This window comes from Enterobacter sp. GD03975, from assembly GCF_029838645.1.
GTDB lineage: Bacteria > Pseudomonadota > Gammaproteobacteria > Enterobacterales > Enterobacteriaceae > Enterobacter > Enterobacter quasihormaechei.
Genome location: NZ_JAOBZC010000005.1, coordinates 58340 through 73691 on the forward strand (window position 1 = coordinate 58340; position 15352 = coordinate 73691).

Annotated in this window: 17 protein-coding genes; 10 read left to right on the forward strand and 7 right to left on the reverse strand. The window is 51.9% G+C overall.

Annotated features, from left to right (window positions below):
* Nucleotides 1–158 precede the first annotated feature (158 nt).
* On the forward strand, nt 159–578 hold the full coding sequence (locus N5C09_RS11165; RefSeq protein ID WP_063868674.1) for a GNAT family N-acetyltransferase: 420 nt from the start codon (nt 159–161) through the stop codon (nt 576–578).
* Here N5C09_RS11165 and N5C09_RS11170 read toward each other — a convergent pair.
* The gene (locus tag N5C09_RS11170) at nt 575–1222 is read right to left on the reverse strand and encodes a TetR/AcrR family transcriptional regulator (RefSeq protein WP_112792475.1); all 648 of its coding nucleotides are present in this window, start codon (nt 1220–1222) and stop codon (nt 575–577) included. The genes N5C09_RS11165 and N5C09_RS11170 overlap by 4 nt on opposite strands.
* A gap of 79 nt (nt 1223–1301) precedes the next feature.
* Here N5C09_RS11170 and N5C09_RS11175 point away from each other — a divergent pair, with 79 nt between their 5' ends.
* The 4 genes from N5C09_RS11175 (at nt 1302) to nlpA (ending at nt 4571) form a co-directional block, all read left to right on the forward strand.
* Complete coding sequence (locus N5C09_RS11175; protein ID WP_063868676.1) at nt 1302–2801, forward strand: MDR family MFS transporter; 1500 nt, start codon at nt 1302–1304, stop codon at nt 2799–2801.
* A 117-nt stretch (nt 2802–2918) separates the two neighbouring features.
* Nucleotides 2919–3179, forward strand: a complete 261-nt coding sequence (locus N5C09_RS11180; RefSeq protein ID WP_193033077.1) for an AbrB/MazE/SpoVT family DNA-binding domain-containing protein — start codon at nt 2919–2921, stop codon at nt 3177–3179.
* A 3-nt stretch (nt 3180–3182) separates the two neighbouring features.
* Complete coding sequence (locus N5C09_RS11185) at nt 3183–3581, forward strand: type II toxin-antitoxin system VapC family toxin (RefSeq protein ID WP_107534356.1); 399 nt, start codon at nt 3183–3185, stop codon at nt 3579–3581.
* A gap of 189 nt (nt 3582–3770) precedes the next feature.
* Nucleotides 3771–4571 (forward strand): lipoprotein NlpA, encoded by an 801-nt coding sequence (gene nlpA, locus N5C09_RS11190; protein ID WP_279749052.1) that lies wholly within the window; start codon nt 3771–3773, stop codon nt 4569–4571.
* Between the two features lie 18 nt (nt 4572–4589).
* Here nlpA and N5C09_RS11195 read toward each other — a convergent pair whose 3' ends face one another.
* Both N5C09_RS11195 and N5C09_RS11200 read right to left on the reverse strand, forming a co-directional pair.
* Nucleotides 4590–5270, reverse strand: coding sequence for an EAL domain-containing protein (locus N5C09_RS11195; RefSeq protein WP_279749053.1), 681 nt, complete (start codon nt 5268–5270; stop codon nt 4590–4592).
* Nucleotides 5271–5345: 75 nt separating this feature from the next.
* On the reverse strand, nt 5346–5966 hold the full coding sequence (locus N5C09_RS11200) for a LuxR C-terminal-related transcriptional regulator (protein ID WP_063868682.1): 621 nt from the start codon (nt 5964–5966) through the stop codon (nt 5346–5348).
* Nucleotides 5967–6541: 575 nt separating this feature from the next.
* Between N5C09_RS11200 and N5C09_RS11205 the strand changes: the two genes are divergently transcribed.
* Nucleotides 6542–7177, forward strand: coding sequence for a LuxR C-terminal-related transcriptional regulator (locus N5C09_RS11205; RefSeq protein WP_193037689.1), 636 nt, complete (start codon nt 6542–6544; stop codon nt 7175–7177).
* Nucleotides 7178–7183: 6 nt separating this feature from the next.
* Here the strand turns inward: N5C09_RS11205 and N5C09_RS11210 are convergent, their stop codons facing one another.
* From N5C09_RS11210 to N5C09_RS11225, 4 genes are read right to left on the reverse strand one after another with little or no spacing between them, the layout of a single operon-like run.
* Nucleotides 7184–8248, reverse strand: a complete 1065-nt coding sequence (locus N5C09_RS11210; RefSeq protein ID WP_279749054.1) for a fimbrial protein — start codon at nt 8246–8248, stop codon at nt 7184–7186.
* Between the two features lie 15 nt (nt 8249–8263).
* Nucleotides 8264–10756 carry a fimbrial biogenesis outer membrane usher protein gene (locus tag N5C09_RS11215; RefSeq protein WP_279749055.1) on the reverse strand — a complete coding sequence of 831 codons (2493 nt, stop codon included), beginning with the start codon at nt 10754–10756 and terminating at the stop codon, nt 8264–8266.
* A gap of 15 nt (nt 10757–10771) precedes the next feature.
* Nucleotides 10772–11464 carry a molecular chaperone gene (locus tag N5C09_RS11220; RefSeq protein ID WP_279749056.1) on the reverse strand — a complete coding sequence of 231 codons (693 nt, stop codon included), beginning with the start codon at nt 11462–11464 and terminating at the stop codon, nt 10772–10774.
* Between the two features lie 52 nt (nt 11465–11516).
* Nucleotides 11517–12101 (reverse strand): fimbrial protein, encoded by a 585-nt coding sequence (locus N5C09_RS11225; protein WP_107534369.1) that lies wholly within the window; start codon nt 12099–12101, stop codon nt 11517–11519.
* Between the two features lie 374 nt (nt 12102–12475).
* Here N5C09_RS11225 and N5C09_RS11230 point away from each other — a divergent pair, with 374 nt between their 5' ends.
* The 4 genes from N5C09_RS11230 (at nt 12476) to N5C09_RS11245 (ending at nt 15351) form a co-directional block, all read left to right on the forward strand.
* Complete coding sequence (locus N5C09_RS11230; protein ID WP_063868696.1) at nt 12476–13288, forward strand: winged helix-turn-helix domain-containing protein; 813 nt, start codon at nt 12476–12478, stop codon at nt 13286–13288.
* Nucleotides 13289–13306: 18 nt separating this feature from the next.
* The gene (locus N5C09_RS11235) at nt 13307–13777 is read left to right on the forward strand and encodes a hypothetical protein (protein ID WP_063868698.1); all 471 of its coding nucleotides are present in this window, start codon (nt 13307–13309) and stop codon (nt 13775–13777) included.
* Nucleotides 13778–14004: 227 nt separating this feature from the next.
* Nucleotides 14005–14628 (forward strand): common pilus major fimbrillin subunit EcpA, encoded by a 624-nt coding sequence (locus tag N5C09_RS11240; protein ID WP_063452098.1) that lies wholly within the window; start codon nt 14005–14007, stop codon nt 14626–14628.
* Between the two features lie 45 nt (nt 14629–14673).
* Complete coding sequence (locus tag N5C09_RS11245) at nt 14674–15351, forward strand: fimbria/pilus periplasmic chaperone (protein WP_063452099.1); 678 nt, start codon at nt 14674–14676, stop codon at nt 15349–15351.
* Nucleotide 15352: the final 1 nt, after the last annotated feature.

Sequence of the window (15352 nt, forward strand, 5' to 3'; positions counted from 1 at the left end):
ATCGTTCTCATTATACGTTTTCGGAGCCTATTGGAAAGGCTTTTTTTATTTACATATTGAATGAATATTTCCTTGTTTAAACAATGGAGGAAATAAGGAGTTTTTATGAAGGTTAAGCTGTGAGATATTCAGATTGCGCTGAAAATAAGGAGAAAATTATGCACCTGAGCATTACAGATAATGTCACGGCTGAAGAAAAAGAAGAATTATTAACGGGGCTAAGAGCCTATAACGCGCAGTATTTAGATCTTGCGACGTTTAGCGGCGATATTGGCGTATATGTGCGAGACGACAACGGCGTCATGCTGGGCGGGTTAATCGGCGTACGTAAAGGCGACTGGCTGAACATCGACTTTCTGTGGGTTAGCGACAGCGTGCGCGGAACGGGCGTTGGCAGCCAGCTCATCAAAACGGCCGAAGAAGAGGCCCGCCGCAAAGGCTGTCGTCACGCGCTGGTGGATACGGTCAGCTTCCAGGCGCGTCCGTTCTATGAAAAGCAGGGTTATCAGGTGCAGATGTCCTTGCAGGATTACCCTTATCAGGGAATGCAGAGACACTACCTGACCAAACATCTTTAACCGCCGATCCCGTTGCCGATCACGGCTAACACGTGGCGCACAACTTTCTCCGGCGAGAGAGCGCTAAGCCTCTCGTCGTTGCGCATGCGTGAGAACGGCACCAGCACCAGGCTCAGCAGCGTCGTGAACAGCAGTTCGGGGGCCAGGGCCGGATTCAGCTTTCCTTCCTGCTGCCAGCCTTTAATGGTTGCCAGCGTGGTCTGATATTTCTCATCGCCAAAACGTTCCTGCAAATGCGTACGCAGTACCGGCATCTCGCCAATCACCTCCTGCATCCACAGCGGTGCAAACCAGTGGTGCTCTTCCGCCAGTTCGGCCAGCACCTTAACCATTTCCGTAAGGGCATTGACCGGAGACTCCCGATTGTCGGCGAAAATGGTCCCGATCCGCTCGCGTAACGGCAGAAAGCGCTCCTCGATCATCGCATCCAGCAGCTGCTCTCTGGAGTTGAAGTAATAGTGCAGCATGGCGGGCGTCACGCCAGCTTCGCGGGCGATGGCGTTCAGCGAGGTATTGGCAATCCCCTGGCGGGAGAAGAGGTTCAGGGCGATATCCAGCAGCTGCTCGCGGCTGGCGGTAACGCGTTTGCCGCCGCGCGGACGACCGGGACGGCGGGGTTCAGAATTGTCTTTTAGTGCTGGCACGGTCGCGCTGTCTCTTGATCTTATCCATAACTTACCTGAATATTAATTATTTGATTAATTAATTTCAAGCGATTCTCTTATGGAGTCTGACGTCATGACTCAACCTGCGAAAAACGCGCCGTCGATCAAGCTGCTGTTCAGCGCACTTCTGCTGGTGATGCTGCTCTCGGCGCTGGATCAGACCATTGTCTCCACCGCGTTGCCGACCATCGTCGGCGAGCTGGGCGGGCTGGATAAGCTCTCCTGGGTGGTGACGGCCTATATCCTCAGTTCGACCATCGTGGTACCGCTGTACGGCAAATTCGGCGATCTGTTTGGGCGTAAAATCGTCCTGCAAATCGCGATTGTGCTTTTCCTTGTGGGGTCGGCACTGTGCGGTCTGGCGCAGAACATGACCCAGCTGGTGCTGATGCGCGCTCTGCAAGGGCTGGGGGGCGGCGGTCTGATGGTGATCAGCATGGCGGCCGTGGCGGATGTGATCCCGCCTGCCGAGCGTGGTCGCTATCAGGGGCTGTTTGGCGGCGTGTTTGGCCTGGCGACGGTGATAGGCCCGCTTATCGGCGGGTTTCTCGTTCAGCACGCCTCCTGGCGCTGGATTTTCTACATCAACCTGCCGCTGGGGCTGTTTGCGCTGCTCGTTATTGGCGCGGTCTTCCACGGCAGCGCGCGGCGCAGCAAGCATGAGATTGATTACCTGGGGGCGATTTACCTCAGCATGGCATTGCTGTGCATCATTCTGTTTACCACCGAAGGGGGGACGCTTCGCCAGTGGAGCGACCCGCAGCTGTGGTGCATTCTGGCCTTCGGTCTGACGGGGATCGCCGGGTTTATCTACGAAGAGCGGCTGGCGTGGGAGCCGATTATCCCGCTGTCGCTGTTCCGCGACCGCAGCTTCCTGCTCTGTAGCCTGATCGGTTTTATTATCGGCATGTCGCTGTTTGGCTCCGTCACTTTCCTGCCGCTCTATTTACAGGTGGTAAAAGATGCCACGCCGACGCAGGCCGGTTTGCAGCTGATCCCCCTGATGGGCGGGCTGTTGCTCACCTCCATCATCAGCGGGCGCATCATCAGCCGCACCGGGAAATACCGCCTGTTTCCGATCCTCGGCACGCTGCTCGGCGTGGTGGGAATGGTTTTACTGACGCGCATTTCAGTCACGTCCCCCACCTGGCAGCTGTATCTGTTTACCAGCGTGCTCGGCATGGGGCTTGGGCTGGTGATGCAGGTGCTGGTGCTGGCGGTGCAGAACAGCGTGTCTGCCGATCAATACGGCGTAGCGACCTCTGGGGTGACGCTGTTCCGCTCCATCGGCGGGGCTATTGGCGTTGCGCTGTTTGGCGCGGTGTTCACCCATATTCTGCAATCAGGCCTGACAGAAAGACTGCCGGAAGGGGCTGAACTGCCGCGTGAACTCAATCCCGTTGCCATTCACCATCTGCCTGATGCACTGCGTCTGGACTATCTGGATGCGTTCGGCTCGGCTATCCATGCGGTATTTATGCTTGCGGCAGGGATTATGGTGCTGGCGTTTGTGCTGTCGTGGTTTTTGCGCGAAGCGCCGCTGCGTCGGCAGGCGTGAGGTTAGCGGTTCTGTTATTTATTGCGAGTCGCTTTCTGAATTTTAAATGTCTCTCTTGTCGCTTTCCGGGACGCGAGCGCATGCTGTGGGCTGGTCAATAAACCGACAGAGGTTGCCATGGAGCGCACAGCAAAATTATTCAAAAAAGGACGACACCAGGCCGTGGTCTTGCCTGAGGAATTTGCGTTTGAAACGGAGAGTGTTTATATCCGCCGGGATGAGGAGGGGAATGTGGTTTTGACGGCAAGGTCTGAGAAAGAACGGCACAGGGATAACTTTTTGCGCATGCTCAAACAAACGCATGTGCCTGATTCTTTTCTAAGTAAAGAGGAGCGCAATCAAAGCTATACGACAAGAGATCCTCTGGAAGGGCTGTAGACGATGCTGCATATGCTGGACACTAACATAGTAAGCCATCTGGTGAGGCAGCATCCTGAGGTTGTAAACCGATATTCGCAAATCACGCCTGAAAAGATGTGTATTTCAAGCGTAACGGAGGCGGAGTTGCTTTACGGCGTAGCCAAAAAGCAAAACAACAAGCTGCACGAAACCATAATGGAATTTCTTAAGACCATAACCATCTGCGCCTGGGATAGCGAAGCCGCAGCCACCTACGGTGAACTGCGTGCGGCAATGGAAAAGAAAGGGAAGGTGATGGGCGATCTCGATCAGTTGATTGCCGCACACGCCATCAGCCGGGGAACGACGATTGTCACGAACGATCGTGCGTTCGGGATGGTGCAGGATCTTACTGTTGAGGACTGGACTACCGCAGCCTGATCCCCATTGCCCGGTGGCGCTACGCTTACCGGGCCTACACGTCCCCCGTCACGTAGGCCGGGTAAGCGCAGCGCCACCCGGCAACAGGCCGCATATAACCTATCCGTCTTACTGATGCCTTTTCGTTTTTTAGCCTGCCGTCTCGTTGTCGATATAGTCTTCAAAACCACTGTCGAAAGGAACTGTCTCGTGAAATTTCAGTTGAGTGCTCTGGTGCTCGCGGCCCTGCTGCTGGCGGGTTGCGATCAAGGCGGCAATGATGCCAAACACATTAAAGTCGGCGTGATTAATGGCGCTGAGCAGGACGTGGCGGAAGTCGCCAAAAAGGTGGCAAAGGAGAAATACGGTCTGGACGTGGAGCTGGTGGGCTTTAGCGGCTCGCTGCTACCCAACGATGCCACCAACCAGGGCGAGCTGGATGCTAACGTTTTCCAGCACCGCCCGTTCCTTGCGGAAGATAACAAGGCGCACAATTACACGCTGGTCGCCGTCGCCAATACCTTCGTCTTTCCGATGGCGGGCTACTCCCGAAAGATAAAATCGGTGGCTGAGCTGAAGGACGGCGCCACCATTGCGATTCCAAACGATCCGACCAACCTGGGTCGCGCGCTGTTGCTGCTGCAAAAAGAAAAGCTGATTACCCTTAAGCCGGATGTTGGCCTGCTGCCGACGGCACTGGATATTACCGCGAATCCCAAAAACGTACAGATTATGGAGCTGGAAGGGGCGCAGCTGCCGCGCGTGCTGGACGATCCGAAAGTCGATGTGGCCATCATCAGTACCACTTATCTTCAGCAAACGGGGCTGTCGCCGGTGCATGACAGCGTCTTTATTGAGGACAAAAACTCGCCTTACGTGAATATAGTGGTCACGCGTGAAGACAACAAAGACGCCGAAAACGTGAAGGAATTTATCCAGTCCTATCAGTCGCCGGAAGTGGCGAAAGCGGCAGAGACCCTTTTTAACGGTGGCGCGGTGCCGGGCTGGTAGGCCACGGCAAGCTGGCCCTCACAGTGTAACGCGGACATCGGTGCGGCTTTCGGGCCACAGAAAACCCTGACCAGACTGTGCGCCGGACGCGCGGGCCCGCTCCAGATCCCGCGAATTCTCGATGCCTTCGATAAGAATTGATTGCGCGATGCCTGCCCTGACCTCCTGTACAAACGGGGCAAGCGGCGCGCGCTCCCGCAGCGCTGAGCGATCGATTTTTACCCCGTCCAGCGGCAGCGCCAGCCGCGCATACGCCTCAGCCAGCTCCCGGGTTAAATCGTCCAGCCAGATTTGCCATCCCGCCTCTTTAAGCCGAACAAGCGTGGCATGAAGACGGCCTTGCTCAGCATCACTCAGCCGCGTAATGGTGAGGGGATCCTGAATTTCAATCGTTAGACGGTGCTGATGGCGCAACGCCAGCAACAGCCGGATAGCGTGTTCATTAAGAAGGTGTTCTGCGGGAAGGTTTAGCCAGTAAGCGTCCCGGGCAGGTATCTGTAAAAGGGTGTTGGCCTGCCAGAAGAAGATTTGCAGCGCGCTGCGCGAAGGCAGAGAGGCAAACAATATCTCCAGATTGACGTTATGGATCTCCACGAGAACTTCATGCGCGAAAACCTGGCCCGAATGAAGATCGACAAGCGGCTGAAATCGCAGCCCTGAGATACGTTGCAGCAGGGGAGAGGGAAGAACGGTATACATGCTACAGCCTTAAGAAAATGAAAAAAGGTTCCCGCGGACACGGGAACAAAAGGCAAACGACACACGGTCAAATTCTTAATTCAGGATCCAGCGAATGCTCTGGTAAAACGAGGGGCCACGCACGGCTTTCAGCTTGTTCATGGCGTTGTTTTTATAGAAATACACCAGCCTGACGTTACACCCCAGCTGGCGGGCAATTTGTTTGGTTTTGAGGTTACAGGAATAGCCGCGCAGTACGCTGGCCTCCTCGCTGGACAGCCTTGCCGGGGTGCGTAAGCGGGTGGTCATGCCCACGTTGTAACGGCCAGATCCTTGCGGCGTCTGGCTCATCAGTATTTGCCATAGCGCTTTGATATCCCCCAGTGAGACTCTTTTACTGATTACCCCATCAACATGTTTGAATTTCAAATAGCCTGCGGATAACGAATAGATATAGATCTTCGCCGTCACTTGCTTCTGTTTAATACAAAGGATGTCGTCATTTGTTGTCACCCGGAAATGACGCGTATTCAATGGATCATAAATGATGATATCAAAGAGTTGTTCACTCTTAGCGAGTTCTTCGATATGGGTAAATCCATGGAAAATAACATCCTGTTTTTCGTCAGGCTCACGCTTTCCAAGCGATTGCAGGCCAATCATCGTGAATTCGCAGCTGTCAACAACGGCAACGTGAATTGTTTTTTTATTTTGCATTGGCATTCTCCTTTCGCTGAGTAAACAGTCCATATAAGAGATACTGGTGGACTCGCACTCTCTTATTTCACAAAGAATAGCGAACACTTTTTTCAAATAACGCGATGCGATGACATCAATGTAAGCCAATACAATCTGTCGAGTAAAGCTGCTGCTAATTATTAGCGGAAGATAAAATTGAAAAATGGTTTTAATGATAAATGCAATCTTTTTAATCTTCTAATAATATTCATGCCAGATTTTTATTCTGCAAAAGCGTGGATAATAAGCATTTGGCGGTTTTTTAATGGGGGCTATGCCCCGTTTTTTCAGTGCCTTACTGGTGTTTATGTCAGAAAGGTTATGATCGTTTCAGGATTATCTACAGACCTTTCTTTGCGAGAGAAAAGCGTTTGCAGAATAAAATAGAATTTTTTCTATAATTTTAATGTCCTTGTTCAGAATTTTAAGTCTGAGGAGGATAAAATCCTGGCGCGAAGAGGTTGTGAGTGGTGAATACTTAAACTATTATCATTTTCCTCCGGTCACGAGAATTTAGAAAAGATATGGATAATACTGAGCGTGTCGTAAGGGTAATGGTGTTTTACAAAATAAATATATTTAAAGAGATAATATGCCGGGCGCTCCAGGACCTTTTACCCGATTACGTACTGAAGATTACTCAGGTCGATTCCATAGAACAGGTTCTGGCGGCGGTGGCAGATAATGATGTGGATGTTTTCTTCACTGAATTTAATTATCTGCTTAATCATAAAGAGTGGAGTGCAGAGATCAGCAGCCGTTTCACATCTTTATGTAAATCACATCACGTCAGCCGCGTGCTTTTGGTACCCGAACTGCCGTACGGGCTGTTAAAAAAAGTTCTGGAGATGAAATTTGAATTAACCATCAGCCAGCAGGATGAATTAACTGAACTGAAAAAAGAATTACCCGCGTTGCTCATGACGGATGCACAAAAACCGTCGCTCTCTTCGTGGCTCAGGCGGGTAGTGCGGTCAGGTTCCCGATCGCGATCTATCCTCTCGGCCAGAGAGTGGGAGGTGCTTCATCTTATCGTGGAAGGATTTTCAACGACCGAGATTGCCCGTCATCGAAACCGCTCGGTAAGCACCATTGCCACACAGAAACACAATGCGATGAAAAAGCTGAATCTTTCCAACCATAGCGAACTGATTAAGTATGTGCAAATGGTTGGAAAGATGGAGGAATAGTTCACATCAGGGATAGATAATATTCAGCGTAGCCGAGGTATTGATCTTGCCCTGGCTTAACCGGGCGGGTGCCCACACGTAATAGTACGCGGCCATAGGAACGGTGAAATGGTCGTTCAGCGCCGCGCCAGCCGCCACACTGAAAATCATCGTGGCGTTGCCGCGGCTGGTGGTTGAGGTCGAAAAGGTTACCTGCGTCTGCGGGGCATCGCGCTTTATCAGCCGTAGCCCCACGCCCTGCGCGGCGCTGCTGCTGCCGTCGATCAGCACCGAGCTGTCGGTTGACAGCAGTTGCGTGCTGGAAAGAAACATCTCGATTGTTCGATCGGAATTACCGTTAACCCCGACGTTCTGACAGCTCATGTTCAGTGAAAAAGGCGTCAGCCCCGGCTGTGAGGACGCGCTGAGCTGGGGAATGCCGAGCGTCGGAAGCGCCACGGTCAGCCCCGCGTTGTCAAAGGAGCAGGTAGTCAGCTTCGGCGCGTATTTGATGATCATCGGCTGACCAAACATATCGCGGTTGTCGTAAGGCCACTTGAACCCGCTGAATAACCACTGGGCGATTTTGATGACCTGATTGATTGGCCAGAGGATGATTTCCAAAAACGACAATCCGCTCATGTCGCTGACGAACAGAACGTCGCTCATGTTCGCCGTATCACCCGTCAGCGTGGTGCCGCTCTGGCTAACGAGGGTGAAGCGAACCGTAAACGGCGTGTTCAGTTCAGCCGCCGTATGGTTTCCGCTGGCGGGCAGCGTTTTGTTGGCCGGGGGATTGGTGATCTCCGCCCGCACCATATACTTATTGTTGCTGAACCCGAGGATGGTGGCGTATTTACTGTCGGTCGACAGGATCGGCGTGTATGAAAACTCGCTGTTGCCCGTCGTGCAGTTGAACGAGCCGCTGTACTGGGTGGAGAAGCTGCCTGTCCAGGTCGGCGTGGCGGGGCTCAGCTTATCCGATAAATCAACGGTAATGGGCGTGCCATAAACGATGCTGCTGCCGGAGCAGGTGGCATAGCTCATCCCGCTAATGCTGGTGAGGAGCAGGAACATGAATGATCGTAACATAATGATAATCCGTAATTAATGGCAAACCGATGAGGGGCTGTTCAGCCCCCAGGCCGGGGAAGAGATTTCGCACTTCCCGCCGCGGAGATGCACGTTGAGCGCGCGTGGCGGCTGTTCAGCGCGGATATACAGTACGCTGGCCTGGCCGACATACCCGACAGACTCACCGTTTTCATCAAGCACTTCGGTCCCGAAGGGCAGCGGTTTGCCGTCGGCACGCGTCGCATGCAGCACCCACGACTGGCGTTTGTCGGTTTCAAAGCGGATATAGCTCACCGCCCCGTCGTAAGGGGCCACGTTAGCCATGTTGCCGATCACTTCCGCCCCCGCGCTGTTTTCCGTTTGCGATAACGTAATGGCGTTTTTGCGGTACGGGGTAGCGTAAGGCACCAGCGCCACGCCATCGTGGTTAGTCACAATGCTTTCATCGCCGTTTACCATCAGCCCCTCCGCCTCAGGCGCATCGACGATAGTCATGGTGCTGCCGGTTTCGTTTGAGGCGAGAACGTGCCACGGGTAGGCCACCAGGCTTCCCCGTCCGCTGAGCCCGGTCTGGCGGTAGTCAGAGGATTCGCTGTAAGAGCCGCCGAGTGTCGCAAAGTTCGAACGGTACGCCGTGTTAACGCTTGCCGCATTTTTACCCCCACGCGCATTGCTGCCGGAGAGGGTGTAGCTCAGGCGGTTCGACGCCAGCGCATTTCCGCTCATGCTGATGTTGCTCTGCTCATAATGTGAATCGCTGGCCGTCAGGCTGGAGGTGATCCAGGCATTATTATCAAACAGCGAGAACGGCAGGCTGAGGGAGAGATAAAGGCGCGTCTCTTCTTCGCTGTCTTTATTACGCACCCGGCTGGCCGACAGGGTATAGCTGGCGCGGCCAATGGCGTTGGAATAGCCCATCTGATACTCGCGCGTGGTTTGCTGCGAATTCCAGTAATCGCGCTGTGTGCCGGAGATAAATACCGTGCCCCAGTTATCGAGCAGGCGCTGATTAAGGTTAAGCGTGAAGGTGTTTTTGGGCTGTGCGGCGCGCAGGGCATCCCAGGTGCTCAGGGACATGTCGGGCGCCACGCCAAACCGATCTTCGTATTCGTCGTATTGCGCTCTGAGGCGCTGATACCCTTCACGTGAATAGAGTGCGTCGCTAAAGCTGTAATAGCCTTTAGTGGAATAGCGATAGGCCGCCAGGGTGAAGTTGGTGGCGGTGGTATCGATAAATTTGCTGTACGACACGCGGTAGCTCTGACCGCTGCTGGTGCGATCCTGTAGGGTGGTTTTAGCGTGGGTGACATCAAACGAGACCGCGCCAAAGGGAAGGTTCCACCCGGTACCGACAAGCCCGGCCTGGTAGTCATCGCTAATAATCGTCCCGGTATAACCGGTGATAAGGTTGTTGAACCCGTAGCGTAGCGTGGCCTGCATAAATGCGGGTTCGGCGTCGAGCGTGTTCTGGTGCACTTTACCCGCCACCACGCTGTACTGGCTTACTCCCTCTTTTAACATGCCGGGCACGGCGGAAAACGGCACCGTGAAGGACTGCTGCGATCCGTCTGCCTCACGCACAACGACCAGCAGATCGCCCGCAGAGCCGGTAGGCTGAATGCTGTCGAGCGTAAACTGGCCTGGCGGCACGTTCTCCTGGTAGATCACGTTGCCGTTCTGGATAACTTTCACCAGGGCGTTCGTCCGCGCCACGCCGTGAACCACCGGTGAAAAACCCTGCTGCGAATTTGGGCGCATTTTCATGTCCGACGCCAGCGACACGCCGCGCACGCGCATCGAATCAAACAGATCGCCCGGCATATAAAAGTCACCCAGCGTCAGGTTGGAGGTCAGCGAGGCCAGGGGGCGGCGCAGGTAGCGGGTATTATTCTGCCACTGGCTCTCCCCGCTGGCCGATTTCCGCCAGGCGCTGCTGTCGCGAAACTGCCAGCCGAACAGGTTAAGGCCGGAATCCAGCCCGGCATAAAAATCATCGTTCGTGTCTTTCGCCGTGCCCTTAGTTCGGGTGTTATACCAGGTCGTGTTCCACGAGAGCATCAGCGCCGGGATCCCTTCGCTCCAGAACTGGGGGGCAATGTAACCTTCTTCTGTACGCAGCACGGCCGCCTGCGGAACGGTGAGCGCCAGGCTCAGGGTACTGGTATCGGTTTTGACTTCACCGCCCTGAACCAGATCGCGCAGCTGGACCTGCCCATGCGCAATGGCAGGCGCAGGAACGGACGCGGTATTAATGCCAAGCGACTGGGCATCTTTCCAGGCAAGACGGATGTCGTCACGCTGCTCGCCGTAGATGACGGTATAACGCCCCCTCCAGCTGCCGTTTACGTAGATATCCATCTCCTGACTGCCGGCAGGCATGACGTTGTTTTCGGAAAAGCGAGACAGATCGGACTCACCGGATGCGCCAGCAAGCAGGGAGGGATCAAACGAGACGGCCCCTGATTTATGCGAAAGCAGAAGCGTGCAGACTGCCAGCAGACAGAGTCTGTTTTGTTTCATTTTCATGGTGAGTCTTTCCGATCACTGTCTGGTGAAAGTCCGGGTTTTATACGCGCCAAGATCGTCCACATACATCAGCTCGAGGGTCTGTCCGCGCTTAACCGTATTTTTTGTGGTAACCGTCAGTTGCCCAAACGGGGAAACCATCGGGGATTCCTGGAGTAATTTCGTTTTACCCAGCGAAATATTGGCCACAGTAATATGGAACGGGCTGTTATTGGTGATGCGAAGGCGATCGCCGTCGGCGGCGAGCGTCAGTTTCGCCACCGCGTCATCCAGCGTGCCTTTAAGTGCAGCGGGCCGATAAAAAAGCTTGATACGAGATTTAATCGCCAGCTGAACGGTATTCTGGTTTTGCAAATTTTCAGGCTTGGGCGGAATGTCGAGGACATTCAGGAAAAAGACGGATTCGCGATCCGCAGGTAAACTGGACGGCAGCTTTTTAATACGAAGCTGTTGGCCATTATGTTCATCGACCTTTATCACCGGTGGCGACAGCAGAAACGGCACATTTGCGGTTTCCGGCGTGGAATTAATATCACCGTCATCTATCCAGGATTGCACCAGAGCGGGCGCATCGCCCGTATTCATTAACTGGACGATCACCTCTTTGTTATTTTCAGGATAAAGGACACGGGTGCCATTAATGACAATATTGGCCCATGAGTGACCCGTGCTTAGCAGTAAGCCTGCCAGCAAAATTGCCTTGCGCATGATTGCAACCTTAAATGCAGGCTCTGCGAAAGCAGAGCCTGAATAATCATTATTACAGGTAGGAAATGGTATACGTTACGTTGGAGCTTAACTCGCCCACCGTTGCGGCAGCGGCGTTTGTTTTATAGTAATAAACATCCAGCGTCAGCGTTTCGGAATCTGGCTTGGTCGATGTGCCCATAATCTTGGTTGTGTAAGCCTGGTTCAGCGTAATAGGCGTAGACGAGCCTGTCTCTACCAGCGCAAAGCCAACATTACGCGCCACGCTGGCATCGTTTTCGTTCACGCTGTTATTCAGCAGGTATTTACCGTCAGTGGAGATATTATCCGCGCTGGAGAAATAAATTTTCAGCGGAGTACCGGTCGTTCCTGCTGCCGGCGTACAGCCTGAGAAGGTCAGCGAAATAGATTTTTTATTCTTGGTGATCAGGCCAACCGTGGTGCCTGCATCTTTTACCGTAATAGGGGAAAGCGCAACGGTAAAGTCCGCGCTTTTACCACCGTTAATGGTACAGGTTGTATCGGTAATTGCGCCGGTAAAGTTAATGATACCACCCGCCGAATTGTCTGCGGCCATAGCGCTGGTAGAAGCCACAGCGGCAGCCAGAAGTGAAACGGTCATGATCGATTTGAACATGATAAACTCCATAAAGATTTGTGTAATTTAGAATGAATGTTAATCGGCTACACATGTCCCTGATGTACCGGCTAGACGCATGGCGACGCGGGAAAGTGCTTTGACGATATTATGTTGCACTAAAAATGTACACAACAAAACATTATTCCAATAACTTCGAAAGTTTAAGATTATAATCTTGTCTGGACGTTTTTTTTAATGTTTTAACCTAAATGCGTAAGTTCGAAGATTTTTATTAATGAATTAATAATCGTTAATTAATGAAGCTTTATGAATTCCTCTCTTAATTAATATCACGCGACTTGACCACATAAACTTTAGACTTATTATTGCCTGGCAAATGCACAAAATTTTAACAATGGCGTAATAATTATATGAAGTATCTCATTGATCTTACAATGCTTTATGAAGTGGATGCCGGTATGATCATGATTAATGGAGAGGAAGAGTCATCCATTAAGTTATCTAACCAGGCGGGACGTCTGCTTTATGAACTTATCATCAACAATGGTAAAACACTCGACAGAGATGACCTGATAAAGAAGGTCTGGGAGGACCATGGCTTCTCCGGCTCCTCGGTGAGTCTGAACGTTGCCGTCAGTGAAATCAGAAAAGCGTTTCGAACATTAGGGTGCGACCCGTTGCTGATAAAAACCATACGCGGCAAGGGCTTCAGCCTTGCCGCGCATATTGAGCATCACACGGTCAGGCCGCCGGTTGTGTCAGCGCTTAGCGAACAATCTGCTTCTGAAGAGGCTGATACATTACTGCATAAGAAAGACGCCGATCCGCCTAAACGAATAATATCGATGCATACGCTCTTTCTTTCACTGTGCACGTTGTTACTGGTTATCGTTATTGGCACCGTTATTTTACTGTTGCACCAGAGAGTGTCCTATGCCGAGAGCCTGAAAGATTCTGATATGCATCTGCTCGGTAAAGTGGACAGGTGTACGGTATACCTTATCGATAAGAATATGTTTCAACCGCGGCAACACTACTTTAATCACGTAAAAGAGGTCCTTGCAAAACAACATATCGACTGTCAACACCAGGTTGCCGACGCTTACTATTCCAGGTTTAAAAAGTCACAGATAGAAAATTATTTTTTGGCTATCTGTTATCAGCAGGACAGTATCGACGATTATAAGAACTGCATTTCTTACAGAAGCCTGACCGGGAGTTAAAATATGTCAAGGACTAAAATGAGTGTCATGTTCGGTATCGTACTGGTACTTTCTGTCATCGCCTTAGTGTGGGTCTATTTTACCAGAACGCAGGATGAGGGGTTTGGCTGCCAGTCAGATACCATTTCCTGGAAAACCTATTCCACGGGTGATTTAACCGATATGTCGTTAACCACGCTATTCCTGTTTAACAACAAAGATGTTGTGACGGTTATTCACAAAGGCGTGCTAAAGAAAGAGGGCAAAAGCTACCTGATTGACAGGAATTACACGCTCAGCGTAGAAAAAGTCGACGGAAGCAATATCTTTTATATTAAGGATAAAAAGCTGAATAAATCTGAAGATGATGTAGCGCCGGATGGTGTTGTAAACGAAATGTTACTTGATAATATCAACTTCTTCTATATTACCAGCGTTAAACCGCACGCCTGGTTAATTAAGGGGCTGGTTTTACCTGTAATGATGTGTGTGGCTGTTCCAACGTCCTGATATTTCTCTTTACTGAAAAATCGATATTTATCTATCGCTCGAGAAGTTGAGTGATTTACTCAATACGTAACAATAAGATACGGGAGATTTATTTATGTTTTTATTGTTGCGCACCGCCGAGTGAATTTTTCTGTATTGCCTCGTTATTTTGCGGCTGTCTATACTCCGCCTCGAAAAAGGGGCTCCCCTTTTTATACACGTGGATTCTTTTTTGAAGGACTAAATAAATGAACAAACTGAACGCTATCGTTCTGGGCTCCCTGCTGTCTGTTTCTGCGCTGAGCGCAGTTAATGCCGCAGAAACTACGGCGTCTGCTACCTGGCAGGCAACTGCAACCAAAGACAGCGAATCTGACCTGGTTGTAACGCCAACGCGTGCTCTGAACTTCGTTTACAGCGCCAACACGAAATCTTTCAACACCGATACCGGTCTGTTTGATGTGGCTATCCGTGGCGATCACTCGACGGCGACCAGCTTCAAGCTTGAAGCCATCCTCGACGATTCCAACAACACGCTGTTCAGCGTGGGTGGTGAAGCGACCAAACTGAAGGTAGGCGCGCGCTGGGGCGGTAACGATCTGGGCTCTATCGGTGGCACCGTAGGTGCAAAATCTACCGCATGGACCACGCTGGTTGATTCTTCTTCTAACACCGGCGTTTCTTCTGGCCTGTGGAACCTGACCACCAGCGCTGGCGCGGTGGCTGATACCGAAATTACCGGCCAGGACAAATTCGTCTTCTACGTTGACTCCGCTCAGGACAACGCAGGCGCGACGAAAGAGTTCAAAGACCTGACCAACAGCCTGTGGGAAGGTACCGTTGCCGTTGCGTTCCGCGCAACCTGGGGCTAAGGCCTGATCGATCCAGGGGCGCAAGCCCCTGTTTAGGGAAATAGCATGTTTAACCTCAAATCCGCCTTCTTATTTTTATTATTTATTTCTTCCTCCGCGCTGGCCATTAATGTGGGAAAAGTCACCACTATTATTCCAGCGGACGCTGATTCCACCGCCAAGGAAATAAAAAACGAAGCAGACAGCGTGCGTATTGTTTCTGTTCGCGCACAGCGGATCAGCAGCCCGATGGATGAAGGGATCGTCATTAATCCGGAGAAAGTGGACGAGCTGTTGCTGACGCCCACGCGCATGGTGATGCCGGCCGGCACCAGCAATATTGTCAAATTCTACTATCACGGTAATGCCGATAACAAAGAGCGTTACTACCGCATTACCTTCACGGACGAAGGGGTGAGCGAAGAGGTGGACAGCGGTTCGCCAAAAAACGGCACCGGGATGACGCGCGCGGTGGTGAGTACCATTCTGGTGGTTCAGCCTCGTGATAAGAAGATCGACTTCGTCTATGTGGCGGGAAAAATAACCAATAAAGGGAACACCTCGTTTCGCGTCAATGCGACCGGGACCTGCCTGAAGCCGAATCCGGAATCACCGACTACGCCGTGTACCAAAAACTTCTACCTGATGCCGGATACCTCGCGCGCTATCGAGGATATCAACGTTACGGATAACCATTTTCATCTTGGAATATGGGACCTGAAACAGTTCATACCTGTTAAGTAAG